This is a genomic window from Pseudomonas sp. LBUM1649 (assembly GCF_059716155.1).
In genome coordinates this window covers 6,125,192-6,139,586 of sequence record NZ_CP166807.1, presented here as the reverse complement: position 1 = coordinate 6,139,586, position 14,395 = coordinate 6,125,192, and the positions used below count along the sequence as shown (strand labels likewise).

Sequence of the window (14,395 nt, the reverse complement as noted above, 5' to 3'; positions counted from 1 at the left end):
AGCAGCTTCGGGCGACAGGCCAAATCGCTGGTGACGAAGGTTTCACCTCTGCACCGTTAACCTTGTGGGAACGATCAGCTCAACTACGGTCTAAAATTGCGCTGCCAACCCCTTAAGGACTCCCAGTACGTGAAATCCCTTCTTGCACTGCTTTCACTCATTGCCCTGCCGGTCATGGCCGCCGAGCCGACCTTGTATGGTCGCTACGAATACATCGCGCTACCGGAAATCGGCGGCGAAGTGCTCAAGGCCAAGATGGACACCGGCGCCCTGACCGCGTCGCTGTCGGCCAAGGACATCGAAACCTTCACCCGCGATGGCGAGGATTGGGTGCGTTTCCGCCTGGCCACCAAGGATGCGAGCAATAAGGTTTACGAGCACAAGGTGGCGCGGATCAGCAAGATCAAGACCCGCTCCGAAGAAGACGAGGATGACAGCGAAGTCATCGCGCCCACCAAGCGGCCGGTGGTTGATCTGGAGTTGTGCCTGGGCAATGTCAAACGCACAGTTGAGGTGAATCTCACTGACCGCAGCAGTTTCAACTATCCACTGCTGATTGGTGCCAAGGCTTTGCGCGAGTTTGGTGCCGCAGTGAATCCGGCGCGGCGGTTTACGGCGGATAAACCGGATTGTTGATAGCGGTGCCGAGTATTTCGAACAGAATTGTGCTTGGCTCGGGTGAATTATCTGTTTGGAAGTGAAAAAATTAGTTTGGATGTATGTCAGTTTATTGAGCGAACCGTATATCGATTGCCTTCTGAATGATCGCGAAATCTTGCAGAGGCTTTGATGTTGAAGGCTGGTCTTTGAGGGTATCAAGTATTGCTCTGCTGTTGTTGTAGTCAAGATGTAATTGTTCGAGTGTCGCGAATTTTTTGTAGCTTTCAGTATCTACACCATCATGGATAGAGGGGGATGGTTTGGGAGGGACGTGTTTGCCCTTATGTGGAAGATTGGTGAAGTTTTGTGGTTGGTTTTTATATCTTGAATTTAATTTAAGATTTAGTTCGGCAGGGGTGAGTCCATTGGGCTTGCGGTCTTGTGGCGAAGAAGACTCAGGGTTGGTAATTTCACCAGTTTTTTTAGGTGCTACTTCTGTTGTGCTGGATGCAACTGTGCTGACATTTTTTGAGAGGTCAGGTTTAGGCGCTTTCGTGGACTTCATCGCTTTAAATATTTTTTTAAGATAGCCATGTGCCCTGACGGATCGGTGCTGTTTGCTGGATCTCCCAAACCATATACATACGCATTCAACCCGCCCTCCCCAAACGGACTCCAACTATCCGGGCTATTAAACCGCATCAACACCGGATTGAACTGCCGATACCCTTTCCCCAAATGATAATGTCCGGTCAGCGGATCCAGCAGTTCGCCGTTAAACCCGAGCAGGCTGAGCAAGCCGTTTTCCGGTGTGCGGTGGCCATAGGGTGCGTAGGCAATGGGGTGAGGCTGATTCGCGTCGAGGGCGTTCAACACTGACTGCTGTTGATCGGTTGCCAGCAGTATCGTTTTGCGTGATTGAGTAGACATCGGCTGAGCTCCGAATATGGTCCATAAAGTCGGGCTTTAAGCATCGGTCCTTTCTCATCCTTTGCCCACTATCAGAACTGCTAGGTCCTACAGACCCCCACCGCGATTTAACTCAGTCGGATTGACGTCGATTCAGCCTTGAGTCACCGTTCGCCCACTCAACCAACAGGCTCGGACGCCATGCCTCATATCCTGATTGTCGAAGACGAAGCGGCGATTGCCGACACGCTGATTTTCGCCTTGCAGGGCGAGGGGTTCAGCACCACGTGGCTGACCCTTGGCGCGGCCGCGCTGGAGCATCAGCGCCAGACCCCGGCGGACCTGATCATCCTCGACATTGGACTGCCGGACATCAGCGGCTTCGAAACCTGCAAGCAGTTGCGGCGTTTCAGCGAAGTACCGGTGATGTTTCTCAGCGCCCGCGATGGCGAAATCGACCGTGTCGTAGGCCTGGAGATCGGTGCCGACGATTACGTGGTCAAGCCGTTCAGCCCCCGTGAAGTGGCGGCGCGGGTCCGGGCGATTCTCAAACGCATGGCGCCCAAAAACCTGACCGAAACCGCGCCAACACTGTTTCGCATCGATAACGAACGGGTACAGATCAGTTATCACGGTCAACCGCTGAGCCTGACCCGTCATGAATTCCGTTTGCTGCAATGCCTGCTGGAACAACCCGAGCGCGTGTTCAGCCGCGAGCAATTGCTCGATGCGTTGGGCGTGGCCGCCGATGCCGGCTACGAGCGCAGCATCGACAGCCACATCAAGAGCGTGCGCGCCAAGTTGCGATTGGTTAAGGCCGATGCAGAGCCGATTCAGACCCATCGCGGCCTCGGTTACAGCTACAGTCCGGGACACAGCTGATGCCGTTGGGGATACGGATTTTCCTGGTCTATGTGCTGTTCGTCGGCTTGACCGGCTATTTCGTGCTCAACACGGTGATGGAGGAAATCCGCCCCGGTGTGCGCCAGTCCACCGAAGAAACCCTGGTTGACACCGCGAACCTGATGGCGGAAATCCTGCGCGATGATTTCAAGGCCGGCACCCTCAACCAGAGCCGCTGGCCGGAACTGCTCAAGGCTTACGGCGAGCGGCAACCGGCGGCGAACATCTGGGGTTTGCCGAAAAATCAGGTCAACCACCGCATCTACGTCACCGACGCCAACGGCATTGTGGTGCTGGATTCCAGTGGCGCAGCGGTCGGTCAGGATTATTCGCGCTGGAACGACGTTTACCTGACCCTGCGCGGCGAGTATGGCGCCCGCTCGACCCGAAGTGACCCCAATGATGCGAGCTCTTCGGTGATGCACGTCGGCGCGCCGATTCGCGATAGGGGCCAGATCATCGGCGTGGTCACCGTGGCCAAGCCTAACAGCTCGTTGCAGCCTTATGTGGATCGCACTGAACGGCGATTGCTGGCTTATGGCGCCGGGCTGATCGGCCTGGGCTTGCTGTTCGGTGCGCTGTTGTCCTGGTGGTTGAGCCGGTCGCTGCGGCGGTTGACTGCTTATGCACAGGCAGTGAGCGAAGGTCGTCGGGTCGAGGTGCCGCACTATCGCGGTGGCGAGTTGGAGCAATTGGCGACGGCTGTAGAACAGATGCGCACGCAGCTCGAAGGCCGGGCCTACGTCGAGCGTTACGTGCACACATTGACCCACGAACTGAAGAGCCCGCTGGCGGCGATTCGCGGAGCGGCGGAACTGCTGCAGGGCGAGATGCCGTTGGCCCAACGGCTGCGTTTTGTCGGCAACATCGACAGTGAAAGTGCGCGCATGCAACAGTTGATCGAGCGACTGTTGAATCTGGCGCAGGTTGAACAGCGACAGGGGCTTGAGGCGCGTGTTGCAGTGCCATTGGCGGCGTTGGTGGCCGAACTGCTTGATGCTCAGTCTGCGCGGATTGAAGGCAGGCAGTTGCGCGTGTCACAGATGATTGCAGCGGACCTGATGCTGATGGGTGAGCCGTTTTTGTTGCGGCAGGCGCTGGGCAATCTGCTGGAAAATGCGCTGGATTTCACGCCTGCTCAAGGCGTGCTGCGATTCACCGCCGAGCGGAAGGGCGAGCAGATCGAGTTCAGGCTTTTCAACCAGGCCGAAGCGATTCCGGGCTATGCATTACCGCGCCTGAGCGAGCGTTTCTACTCGCTGCCACGGCCGGAAACCGGGCGAAAAAGCACCGGGCTAGGGCTCAACTTCGTCGAGGAAGTGGTGAAGTTGCATGGTGGGGTGATGAGCATTGGCAATGTTGAGGGCGGTGTCGAGGTGACATTGCACCTGCCTTAGGAGCGAGTTGCGGCCCAGTCTCCACATAATCTCCACAATCCCCCCATAAATCCCCCACACAGCCACCCCAGACTCTTCCCAACCAAAACAGGGAGAGTCCCATGAACCGAAGCCTGACCTTGAAACTCGGGGCGATTGCCCTGCTGATCCTGTTATTGCTGATCCCGCTGCTGATGATCAACGGCGTGATCGAGGACCGCCAGCAACTGCGCGACGGCGTGCTCGAAGACATCGCCCGCAGCTCCAGTTACAGCCAACAACTGAGCGGGCCGTTGATGGTGGTGCCCTATCGAAAAGTCGTGCGCACTTGGAAGACCCACGAAAAAACCAACGAGCGCTATCAGGAAATCGGTGAAGAGCGCGGTCGTTTGTACTTCCTGCCGGAGCGCTTCGAACTCGACGGCCAGGTCCAGACCGAACTGCGTTCCCGGGGCATTTACCAGGCGCGGCTGTTCCATGCCGACAACCGCATCAGCGGCCATTTTTCACTACCGGCGCAGCTGGGTATCCAGGAAGATTTCGCCGATTACCAATTCGACCAGCCATTTCTTGCGGTCGGCATCAGCGACATTCGCGGCATCGAGAATGCCTTGAAACTCGAACTGAACGACCAGAAGCTGGACTTCGTCCCAGGCAGTCAGGTCGGTTGGCTGGGCGAGGGCGTTCACGTGACGCTGCCGGCGCTGGACCCTGAGCGAAATACTGAATTGACCTTCGGTTTCGACCTGAAGTTACAAGGCACTGGCCAGCTGCAGATCCTGCCGGTAGGCAAGACCAGCAAAGTCTCGCTGGCTGCCAACTGGCCGCATCCCAGCTTCATCGGCAACTACCTGCCGACCCAGCGCGACATCACCGATCAGGGCTTCACCGCCAATTGGCGGACCTCGTTTTTCTCCACCAACCTGCAGGAAACCCTGAACAACTGCGTGTCCCGCGGCGGTTGTGAGGCGTTGTCCAGCCGCAGCTTCGGTGTGAGCTTCATCGATCCGGTGGACCAGTACCTGAAAAGCGACCGGGCGATCAAATACGCACTGTTGTTCATCGTCCTGACCTTCGCCGGTTTCTTCCTGTTCGAAGTACTGAAAAGCCTGGCGGTGCACCCGGTGCAATACGCGTTGGTGGGTGTGGCATTGGCGTTCTTTTATCTGCTGTTGCTGTCGCTGTCCGAACACATTGGCTTCGCGCTGGCGTATCTATTGTCGGCCAGCGGTTGTGTGTTGTTGATTGGGTTCTATGTCTGCCATGTGTTGCGCAGCGTGCGTCACGGCTTGAGTTTTTCGGCGGGTTTGGCGGCGTTGTATGGGCTGCTTTATGGTTTGTTGAGTGCCGAGGATTACGCACTGTTGATGGGCTCTTTGCTGCTGTTCGGCTTGCTCGGGGTGTTCATGGTGCTGACCCGCAAATTGGATTGGTACGGGGTCGGACAGAAGGCGACCAAGCCCCTGCAGTTTGATATTGGAGCGGTGGAATGAGCCGGTCGCTGGGGTTGAGGGATGATCAGCGGGAGGGCCGGGTTTTGGCGTTACTAATTGCCGAGCTGTTTCCGGCATTCAGGAAAATGAATAGGATATAGCGAAACGACGGGGAAAATTTATTGATTTAAAATAAATCCGTCCCCTTATTCGCTTATTCGTCCCTTATTCGTCCCTTATTCGTTCTTATCAGTCCTTGTTGCTCAGGCGTCAAGGATTAATAACCGCTCTTATTTGCCCAGCGTTCTTCCTCCTGTCTTTTGTATGCTTTAGTTAACTTAAATTGTGTCTCTTTTTCTTTGCGGATTCTATCCAGGTTATTTTGTACGAGATCGCGTTTATCTCTTGTATTACGAATTGTTGAATGTAATTCTGGGTGATCGTACGGAAGTTTTTGGGTAGTCAGCTTTTTTTGAAGTTGGCCAATGAATTGCATGTCCGAGTGAGAAATATTGTTTAGCGGTCGGATGCTAACGATATTTTGCGTAAGCGAAGCTCCGTTAATTGTCATTACATGATATTCGGAAATTTCGTTTCTCCACTTATCGTACATAAACGATATATTTTTAGATTTGGTTGGCTCTACGTGGCTACTTATATACTGGCCTTGCGTTATGCCGGCTTCACTGAACTTATTAGAAACGAAGAATGTGTGTTTTGCGGGGGTTGGGTGGGAAAATTCGGTCATGTTTGCCGTTGATGTTGTTGATTTTTTAGACTTGCGAAAAAGTCTAGCGATCCACCCAGGTTTATGCCCGTTACGATCTTCCTTATTGATCGGATCACCTGTGCAGTACGCATATGCATTCAATCCACCCTTCCCAAACGGACTCCAACTATCCGGACTATTAAACCGCATCAACACCGGATTGAACTGCCGATAACCATTCCCCAAATGATAATGCCCGGTCAGCGGATCCGGCGGTTCGCCGTTAAACCCGAGCAGGCTGAGCAAGCCGTTTTCCGGTGGGCGAAGACCGTACGCTGTGTAAGCGATGGGATGAGGCCCATGCGCGCTCAGGGCGCTCAACACCGAGCGCTGTTGATCGGTTGCCAGCAAGATTGTATTGCGTGAATGCGTAGACATTGGCTGAAACTCCGAGACAGGTCGATGGAACCGAACCCTCAGCATCGGAGTTTTTTCAGCGTTTGCCCACTATCAGAACTGATAGGGTGCCGGCGCAGCTACATCAAACCTTCGGCATCGTCGACAACATCGAAGACCGCTGACTCACCTCGAAATACCATGCCGCCAGCTGCGGATTTGCCACGCGCCATTGCAGATCCGGATGGCGCAAATCCAGGTAACCCAACGCACACGCCACGCTGATTGCTGCCACATCAAAATGGCTGGTCAGCTCGGCCATCGCATCTTTTTCCAGCAACGCCAGGGCACGGCGGATTTTGTCGCGCTGGCCGTCGAGCCATTGGTCCCAGTGTTTTTCCGGGGCGCGCAGGGCAACTTCGTAACGCACCAGTACCGCAGCGTCCATGATGCCGTCGGCCAGGGAGGCGAGGGTCAGGCGCCGCCAGCGGGCCGAGCCTTCGCGGGGGATCAGCGGGTTGCCGACGTGTTGATGGTCGAGGTAATCGAGAATCACCCGGCTGTCGTGGATGATGGTGCCGTCGGCCAGGCGCAGGGCGGGGATCTTGCTCAGGGGGTTGTCGTTGATCAGCGTCTGGTCCGGGTCGACCGGCGTGAGTACGCAGTTCTGCAGGGCGACGCGGTTCTGTTGCCCGGTTTCATGCAGCAGTACCATGACTTTGCGGACAAAGGGTGAGAGGGGGTTGTGGTACAGGGTCATGCTCGGGGCGGACATGGCGACGTCTCGGTCAGAGGGGGTGTCGGGCAGCATAGCGCGTTGATGCGAGAGCTCAAGATGAGCCCTGTGGGAGCGACCTTGCTCGCGATGGCGGCATAGCAGTCACTTTCAATGTTGACTGAGCGATCGTCATCGCGAGCAAGCTCGCTCCCACAGGTTTTTTGTGGCTTAGCTGACTGGTTGCAGCTTGTGATCCTGCCTGTGGGCCCGGAGCAGCCTGCAGGCTTGAGTTCGCGGGCAACTGTCCAGACGATGAACGCGGCGACGATGTCGAAAATCGCCAAGGTCACGAACAGCGGGGCTGTAGGAGCGAGCATGCTCGCGATGGCCGTCAACGATGACGCTGGAAGGCTGACACCCCGAGGAGCTCTCAGGTTTATCGCGAGCAGGCTCGCTCCTTGTATGTTGACCTTGATTCCATGAGAGAGGTTACGCTCAAGGATTCATTCAACAGCAAGTACGTTTCTGGGGGAGGCCGATCGCTCCTGAAGGCAGGATTTGCTCCTGACCTTGTCTGTAGAGAGGCCCCCCCGCCTCATTGCCCACCACGAAGAGTATCGAGAAGCCGACAAGTCGGACTTCGCATTACAAGGTTGCAGTGGCATGAAGTTCGAGGTCGGGGGAACCAGGTGCAATCTTACCTAAAGCCAAGGAAGTGAAAAGCAATGAATGCGCATGTCGGCATAGATATCAGTGCTCGCAGTTCAGCCATGGGATGGCGGCAGAACGGCAAAGCAGCAGGCAATGGAGACATTCTGCACACGCCCAAAGGTCGCAAGGCCGCTGTGGAAAAGCTGCTACGTCTCAAGCCGCTGAGCGTTGTCATGGAGGCTACCGGTATTTACTACCTGGATCTTGCGATGGAATTGCACGCCGCCGGCTTGCCGGTCTCGGTGATCAACCCCAAAAGCTTCCACAACTTTGCCAAGCTGATGTTGCAAAACAGCAAGACTGACCAGATCGATGCCCAACTGCTGGCCGAATACGGCGAGCGTATGGGGCCTAGGCTGTGGGTCCCGCCCACTGCGGAACAGATGATGCTGCGTGCGATTGGTCGCCACATCAACCGACTGATTGGCCATCGGACGCGAGCCAAGAACGAGCTGCATGCGCTACAAGCGACAGAAACGAGCATCGCACTGCTGATCGAGGATGAGAAAGACGCGATAAGCGCGTTGGACGCTCGAATCGATCGATTAAAACAGGCTGCGCGCGACGCCATCGCCAAATGCCCTGATCTGAGCCTGCAATTTCGCTGCATGATGGCGGCGCCCGGCGTTGGAGAGGCCTCGGCCATCGCCGCACTGGCTGAGCTGACGACCCTTCCAGTGACGCTTAAATCGGCACAGGTAAGCCGCTATGCAGGCCTGGATGTCAGACTGACCCAGTCAGGCACCAGCGTGAACCGGCCAGGACGAATGTCCAAGTGCGGTAATGCTTACTTGCGTGCAGCGATGTTCATGCCGGCGATGACGGCAATCCGTTGTGATGAGAATGTGAAGGCCTTCTACGAGGCACTGGTAGCGCGCGGCAAGAAGAAAATGCAGGCCATCGGCGCGGTCATGCGCAAATACCTAACCGGGTTATGGGCATGCATGCGCTCTGGAGAAGAATTTAATACGGCCAAGCTTTTTAGCAAAAAACATCTCGCGAAAGCTTGACCGTGAACAGAGTATCCCCCGGTGTCAGGATAGTTGTCGCCTCTCCGATTTTTCCTGAAAAAGCATATCGGGGGCGGAAAGAGACTGGTCGTGCCGTACTATTCACCTGAACGCAGAGCCGCATTACTCAAGATGCTGCTTCCCCCGCTGAACCTGTCGATGGCCGAGGTTTCCCGGCGCGAAGGGGTCAGCGAAATGTCTTTGTCCAACTGGCGCAAGCAGCTCAGTTCTGAAGGAAGTGCAGTGTCCGAAAACAAGCCGTTCACCGAGAACTGGTCAGCCGAAACCAAGTTTGCTGTCGTCCTTGAAGCCGCCGGTTTGTCCGAGATCGACCTGGGCGAGTATTGCCGCCGCAAAGGCCTTTACCCCGAGCAAATCACTGCCTGGCGACAAGCCTTCATCACCGGCCAGAAATCGGACAAGGCCCAGCAAAAAGAAGATCGGGAGCAGTCTCGCAAAGATAAGAAACGCATCCAGGAACTTGAGCGCGAACTGCGCCGCAAAGACAAGGCGCTCGCTGAAACAGCTGCGTTGTTGGTGCTGCGAAAAAAGCTCAACGACTACTGGGGGACCGACAACGAGGACAACTGACGTCTTTGCCAGAACGGCAGTTACTCGTTGGCTGGCTGAGCAACGCGGTCGTGGCGGGAGCCAGAAAAATCAGGGCCTGCCGGGAAATCGGACTATCGCTGCGGACCTTGCAGCGGTGGACTGAAACAGACGTTATCCAGGCTGATGCCCGAACGACTGCCACACGGCCAACGCCGCGAAATGCGCTGAGCGAGGCTGAGCGACAGACCATTGTGACGCTGTGCAACAGCCCGGAGTACGCCCACCTGCCGCCGAGCCAGATTGTGCCGCGCCTGGCCGATCAAGGGCGCTATCTGGCGTCGGAGGCAACGTTTTATCGCGTCTTGCGAGCGACGGGTCAACAGCAACATCGAGGCCGTAGTCAGCGCCCCAGGCGGCACGCGGCCCCAACGACGCATGCGGCTGAAGCGCCCAATCAGGTGTGGTCATGGGACATCACGTATCTGCCGTCGCCGATACGCGGCCAGTATTACTACCTCTATCTGATCGAGGATATTTACAGCCGCAAGGCCATGGGCTGGGAGGTCTACGACGCGGAAAGCGGCGAGAAAGCCGCCGTGCTGCTGCAACGCAGCGTGATCGGCGAGCAGTGTTTACACGAACCGCTGGTGCTGCACTCGGACAACGGAGCGCCGATGAAATCGGTGACGCTGTTGAGCAAGATGTACGAACTGGGCATCACGCCCTCGCGGGGCCGACCGCGGGTGAGCAACGACAATCCATACTCAGAGTCGTTGTTTAGAACGCTGAAATACTGCCCGCAATGGCCGCAGGATGGCTTTGCCAGTCTGGACGCCGCACGAGCTTGGGTGAGGGATTTCATGCGCTGGTACAACAACGAGCACCGGCATAGCCGAATCCGGTTCGTCACACCGGCTGAGCGGCATCGAGGACTGGACCATCAGGTCTTGGCCCGGCGACATGAGCTGTACGAACGAGCCAAGGAGAAAACGCCAGAACGGTGGTCGGGTCAGACACGTAACTGGGAGCCGATCGGCACCGTGTTGTTGAACCCCGATCGAGAGCAACAGGTCGAGAAAAGAGCGGCATAGTTAGACGGTTGATGCGACAACTACCTTGAAAAACGCCGGTATCTACAGGGTGAACTGCCCCCCAAAAGTTGGACACCGATCCTGACTTTTGGGGGTCAGTTCAGGGAAATGAGTTACTACCGGCGTTGCCGGAGCCCGCGTAGGGCGAGGACGGCCGGAATGCCTAGCCCAAGCCAGCTCAAGGCATCCCACAGTCCATCGCCAAGCAGCGCGGCAAACAAACCCGCCGCGCTGAACAAGGCGATAACGGTAGGGGTGCTGAACACCTTCCAGAAATTCGATTGCCGGGGCCTCATGCCACGCTCTCCACTTTTTCCAGCACGGGTTTCGCAGCCTTGCGCCGTACCACCCACAGGTAAACGCCACTGCCGAGCACAATGATCGTCAGCACGTCCAGGGTCGCCCAGAGGATTTGCATCGGCATGCCGCCGTAGTCACCGAAATGCAACGGCTGCGACATGCCCATGGCGTCCATGTACCAGGGGCGCTCGGCCACGGCGGTGACTTGCAGGATGCTGGCGTCGATCAGCACCGGCGTCAGCAAGTGTGAGGTCAGGTGAGTGCTGCCTTTCATGAACACCGCGTAATGGTGCTCGCTGGAGAACCGCGTGCCAGGGAAGGCGATGAAATCCGGCTGCATGTCGGGTGCGACTGCTTTGGCGATGTCGAGCAAACGCGTGGCCGGTGCCAGATGCGTCAGTGGTGGCGCGTCGCGGTATGGTGCAACCATCGCGCTCAGGCTGTCGTTGCGCCACGCGGCGATCAGCAGGTCGGCGCAGGCACTGATCACGCCGGTCACGCCGACCACCAAGGCCCAGGTCAGGGTCACCACCCCGATCAGGTTGTGCAGGTCGAGCCAGCGCAGGCGGGTGGACTTGTCCTGGCGCACGGTGGCGAACTTCAAACGGCGCATGAATGGCAGGTACAACACGGTGCCGGACACAATCGCGACGACGAACAACAAACCCATGAACGCCAGCAACAACTTGCCCGGCAGTCCGGCGAACATGTCCACGTGCAGGCGCAGCATGACCATCATGAAGCCGCCATTGGCCGACGGCATCTCCAGCGCTTCGCCGGTTCGGGCGTCGAGCATGAAGGTGTGGGACGAGTTCGGCTCGGTGCCGGCGGTGGCCGCCATGATTGCGATCGCGCCGTTGGGCTCGTCATCGTCGAAACCGAAATACTGCATGACTTCGCCGGGACGATGTTTTTCAGCCGCCTGCACCAACTGCTGCAAATTCAGCTGCGGGGTGTCCGCCGGCATTTGCTTCAACTCGGCGGCATCGCCCAGCAAATGGTCGATCTCGTGATGGAAGATCAACGGCAGGCCGGTTATTGCCAGCATCAGCAGGAAGACCGTGCAGATCAGGCTGGTCCAGGTGTGGACGAAGGACCAGCGGCGAATTGTTTTACTTTTCATTTCGTAGCCTTCAGAAACACCAAAGCCGTCCTCGAAGGACGGCCTGGTCGTTGGGCATGTCAGGTCAAGTGGTTACCACTTGTAGGTGGCACTGGCGACGACACTGCGTTGGTCGCCGTAGTAGCAGTAGAAACTGTCGCAAGTCGAGATGTAGTCCTTGTCGAACAGGTTGGTCGCGTTCAGCGCCAGCGAGGCACCTTTGAGGCTGTTGTCCAGACGTCCCAGGTCGTAATGGACGGCGGCATCGAATACGGTGTAGGCGTCAGCTTTGCCCAGCTCGGTATTGGCTTGGTCGCCGTAGGTGTTGCCGGTGTAGCGAACGCCACCGCCTACGCCGAAACCGTCCAGGACACCGTTGTGCCAGGTGTAATCGGTCCATAGCGAAGCCTGTTGGTTGGGCATCAGTTGCAGGCGATTGCCCTTGAATGCGCCATCTTGGACTTCGGACTTGGCCAGAGTGTAAGCAGCGATGACCTTGAGGTTCTCGGTCACGTCAGAAACGGCTTCCAGCTCCAGGCCCTTGACCTTTACTTCACCGGTCTGGCTGGTGATCGAGACGCCGTCGGAATTGGTCGTGGTGACGGAGACGTTTTTCTGGGTCAGGTCGTAGATGGCGGCGCTCAGCAAGGTATCGCTGCCAGGCGGCTGGTACTTGATGCCCAGTTCCCATTGCTCGCCTTCGGTCGGCTTGAACGAATCGGTCGGCGAGGCGGTGGCATTGCTGGTCGGCTGGAATGACTCGGCGTACGACAGGTACGGCACGATGCCGTTATCGAACACGTAGCTGATCGCAGCGTTACCGCTGAAGTTGGTATCGCGTTCGGTGTTGGTGGCGTCGCCGACGTTGAAGAACTTGGTGCCGGTGTGGACCCAGTCTTCGCGGCCGCCCAGGGTCAGGCGCCATTGGTCGAGTGCCATCTGATCCTGAACGTACAACCCGGTCTGATAGGTCTTCTGGTCGTAGTCATAGAACGCCGCGGAGCGTGGCGGACGCACGATTGGCTGGCCATAGATCGGGTCGTTGACGTTGGTGGTCAGGCCGTCGCCGAAGATCGAGGTGTAGTTGGTGTTGCTGCGCTGGTGATCGAGGCCAAGCAATAGCGTGTGCTGAACATCGCCGGTTGCGAAGTCGGCCTGGAAGTTGTTGTCCACGGCGAACTGGCTGATGTCTTCGTCGACACTCGTGCTCATGCGACCTACGTTGCCATTGGCGTCGACCGGGGTGAACGGGTAGGCACCGACGGTGAGGGCCTGGAAGGACAGGTCTGACTTGGTGTAGCGCAAGTTCTGCCGGAACTGCCAGACATCGTTGAAGCGATGTTCAAAGGCATAGCCCAGCGCGTAGTAGGTCCGGTCGTAATATTCCCAGTCCGGATCGCCCAGGTTCTTGTGGTGGGAAATATCACCCAGCGGCGAATGAATCCTGGTGCCCTGGATCGGCAGGAACTGGCTGGTGATCCCGGTATCGTCGCGAGTGAACTGCGAGAGCAGGGTAAATTTGGTGTCTTCGTCGATGTTCCAGGTCAGGCTCGGTGCAATGTTGTAGCGCTTGTTGTCGATGTGGTCGATCTGAGTGCCGCTGTCGCGCACCACACCACTCAGGCCGTAGAGGAATTGCCCTTCATCGTCGATCTTGCCGGTGCTGGCGAAGTTGATCTGGCGATGATTGTCGCTGCCGTATTGCACCTGGATCTCGTTGCTCGATTCCGCACTGGGACGGCGGCTGACCATGTCCAGCAGGCCGCCCGGCGGGGTCTGGCCATAGATCGACGAAGCCGGGCCGCGCAGCAGGGCCAGGCGGTCGAGGTTCCAGGTTTCCTGTTTCGGGTTGGCGTACACGCCTTTGGGCAGTGGAAGGCCATCGAGGAACTGGGTCGGTTCGAAGCCGCGCACGCGCAACCAGTCGGCGCGGGTATCGCTGCCGTAACTACTGGCGGTAATGCCGGGCATGTAGCGCACGGCGTCGTCGAGGCTGTGCACGCTGCGGTCGTCCATCTGGTCGCGCGTCGCAATCGAAATCGAACGCGGCACTTCGACCAGCGCGGTGTCGGTCTTGGTGCCGGCGGCCGTGCGCTTGGCCAGGTAGCCTTGCACCGGGCCCCAGGCGTTTTCAGTGTCTGCTTCCACACCGATCACGCTGGTCGCCGGCAAGGCCATCACGCCCTCGGGCACAGCCACCAGGGTGTAGGTGCCGCCGCTTTGTTCCAGTTGCAGTCCGGTGCCACGCAGGGCTTCGCGCAGGGCGCTGGCTGCGTCGAACTGGCCTTTGACCGGAGCCGAAGTCTTGCCTGCCGCAAGCGACGGGTTCAACGACAGCGCCAGACCGGCCTGGCTGGCAATCTGGTTCAGGGTGCTGGCCAGTGGCGCGGCCGGCAAGTTGTAAGCGCGAACGCTGGACGCCTGTTCAGCGGCGATCAGTTGGCTGCTGGCCAAAGGGCTGCAAAAGGCAATGGCAAGCGCCAGCAAACTGGGGCGCAACAAGGTACCTGGCGAACGGGACATACAGCGGCTCCTGAAAGTGAATACTTCTCAATTGCCTAGGTGCCGGACGAAAATCAAAAAGT

12 protein-coding genes and 1 pseudogene are annotated in these 14,395 nt (G+C 57.6%); 6 read left to right on the top strand and 7 right to left on the bottom strand.

The window, feature by feature from the left end:
- Positions 1 to 129: 129 nt before the first annotated feature.
- Positions 130 to 636 carry a retropepsin-like aspartic peptidase RloA2 gene (rloA2, locus tag ACA058_RS28500; RefSeq protein ID WP_110750450.1) on the top strand — a complete coding sequence of 169 codons (507 nt, stop codon included), beginning with the start codon at positions 130 to 132 and terminating at the stop codon, positions 634 to 636.
- A 91-nt stretch (positions 637 to 727) separates the two neighbouring features.
- On the opposite strand, the gene ACA058_RS28495 is transcribed toward rloA2, so the two are convergent.
- Together ACA058_RS28495 and ACA058_RS28490 are read right to left on the bottom strand one after the other, a co-directional pair.
- Positions 728 to 1,165, bottom strand: a complete 438-nt coding sequence (locus tag ACA058_RS28495; protein WP_497636879.1) for a hypothetical protein — start codon at positions 1,163 to 1,165, stop codon at positions 728 to 730.
- A gap of 17 nt (positions 1,166 to 1,182) precedes the next feature.
- Positions 1,183 to 1,512: pseudogene (locus ACA058_RS28490) on the bottom strand (RHS repeat-associated core domain-containing protein); the annotation flags it as partial.
- 198 nt (positions 1,513 to 1,710) lie between these two features.
- Between ACA058_RS28490 and creB the strand changes: the two are divergent.
- The 3 genes from creB (at position 1,711) to creD (ending at position 5,281) form a co-directional block, all read left to right on the top strand.
- On the top strand, positions 1,711 to 2,391 hold the full coding sequence (gene creB, locus ACA058_RS28485; RefSeq protein WP_497636878.1) for a two-component system response regulator CreB: 681 nt from the start codon (positions 1,711 to 1,713) through the stop codon (positions 2,389 to 2,391).
- Positions 2,391 to 3,809, top strand: coding sequence for a two-component system sensor histidine kinase CreC (gene creC, locus ACA058_RS28480; RefSeq protein WP_497636877.1), 1,419 nt, complete (start codon positions 2,391 to 2,393; stop codon positions 3,807 to 3,809). Before creB ends, creC begins: the two co-directional genes overlap by 1 nt.
- A 101-nt stretch (positions 3,810 to 3,910) precedes the next feature.
- Entirely contained in the window at positions 3,911 to 5,281 is a 1,371-nt protein-coding gene (creD, locus tag ACA058_RS28475; protein WP_497636876.1) for a cell envelope integrity protein CreD, read from the top strand.
- Positions 5,282 to 5,498: 217 nt separating this feature from the next.
- On the opposite strand, the gene ACA058_RS28470 is transcribed toward creD, so the two are convergent.
- Positions 5,499 to 6,368, bottom strand: a complete 870-nt coding sequence (locus ACA058_RS28470; protein WP_497636875.1) for an RHS repeat-associated core domain-containing protein — start codon at positions 6,366 to 6,368, stop codon at positions 5,499 to 5,501.
- Positions 6,369 to 6,471: 103 nt separating this feature from the next.
- Positions 6,472 to 7,101, bottom strand: a complete 630-nt coding sequence (locus ACA058_RS28465; protein WP_497636874.1) for a glutathione S-transferase — start codon at positions 7,099 to 7,101, stop codon at positions 6,472 to 6,474.
- Between the two features lie 668 nt (positions 7,102 to 7,769).
- Between ACA058_RS28465 and ACA058_RS28460 the strand changes: the two genes are divergently transcribed.
- Positions 7,770 to 8,765: an IS110 family RNA-guided transposase gene (locus ACA058_RS28460; RefSeq protein ID WP_497634894.1), complete on the top strand. Its 996-nt coding sequence runs from the start codon at positions 7,770 to 7,772 to the stop codon at positions 8,763 to 8,765.
- Between the two features lie 90 nt (positions 8,766 to 8,855).
- Positions 8,856 to 10,408 (top strand): IS3 family transposase gene (locus ACA058_RS28455; RefSeq protein WP_497636873.1). Its coding sequence is split into 2 segments (ribosomal slippage): positions 8,856 to 9,318 and positions 9,318 to 10,408, totalling 1,554 coding nucleotides; the frame shifts between segments, so codons are not numbered across the junction.
- A gap of 116 nt (positions 10,409 to 10,524) precedes the next feature.
- Here ACA058_RS28455 and ACA058_RS28450 read toward each other — a convergent pair.
- From ACA058_RS28450 to ACA058_RS28440, 3 genes are all read right to left on the bottom strand, one after another.
- Positions 10,525 to 10,704: a hypothetical protein gene (locus ACA058_RS28450; protein ID WP_497636872.1), complete on the bottom strand. Its 180-nt coding sequence runs from the start codon at positions 10,702 to 10,704 to the stop codon at positions 10,525 to 10,527.
- The gene (locus ACA058_RS28445; RefSeq protein ID WP_497636871.1) at positions 10,701 to 11,831 is read right to left on the bottom strand and encodes a PepSY-associated TM helix domain-containing protein; all 1,131 of its coding nucleotides are present in this window, start codon (positions 11,829 to 11,831) and stop codon (positions 10,701 to 10,703) included. The genes ACA058_RS28450 and ACA058_RS28445 overlap by 4 nt, the downstream gene beginning before the upstream one ends.
- A gap of 72 nt (positions 11,832 to 11,903) precedes the next feature.
- A complete protein-coding gene (locus ACA058_RS28440; RefSeq protein WP_497636870.1) occupies positions 11,904 to 14,333 on the bottom strand; it encodes a TonB-dependent siderophore receptor in 2,430 nt (809 codons plus the stop codon).
- Positions 14,334 to 14,395 lie beyond the last annotated feature (62 nt).

Excerpts from the sequence above, each read along its gene's own strand:
- creC (WP_497636877.1), top strand. The coding sequence starts at position 2,391 with ATGCCGTTGGGGATACGGATTTTCCTGGTCTATGTGCTGTTCGTCGGC.
- ACA058_RS28440 (WP_497636870.1), bottom strand. The coding sequence starts at position 14,333 with ATGTCCCGTTCGCCAGGTACCTTGTTGCGCCCCAGTTTGCTGGCGCTT.
- ACA058_RS28465 (WP_497636874.1), bottom strand. The coding sequence starts at position 7,101 with ATGTCCGCCCCGAGCATGACCCTGTACCACAACCCCCTCTCACCCTTT.
- ACA058_RS28460 (WP_497634894.1), top strand. The coding sequence starts at position 7,770 with ATGAATGCGCATGTCGGCATAGATATCAGTGCTCGCAGTTCAGCCATG.
- creD (WP_497636876.1), top strand. The coding sequence starts at position 3,911 with ATGAACCGAAGCCTGACCTTGAAACTCGGGGCGATTGCCCTGCTGATC.
- ACA058_RS28445 (WP_497636871.1), bottom strand. The coding sequence starts at position 11,831 with ATGAAAAGTAAAACAATTCGCCGCTGGTCCTTCGTCCACACCTGGACC.
- creB (WP_497636878.1), top strand. The coding sequence starts at position 1,711 with ATGCCTCATATCCTGATTGTCGAAGACGAAGCGGCGATTGCCGACACG.
- ACA058_RS28495 (WP_497636879.1), bottom strand. The coding sequence starts at position 1,165 with ATGAAGTCCACGAAAGCGCCTAAACCTGACCTCTCAAAAAATGTCAGC.
- ACA058_RS28470 (WP_497636875.1), bottom strand. The coding sequence starts at position 6,368 with ATGTCTACGCATTCACGCAATACAATCTTGCTGGCAACCGATCAACAG.
- ACA058_RS28450 (WP_497636872.1), bottom strand. The coding sequence starts at position 10,704 with ATGAGGCCCCGGCAATCGAATTTCTGGAAGGTGTTCAGCACCCCTACC.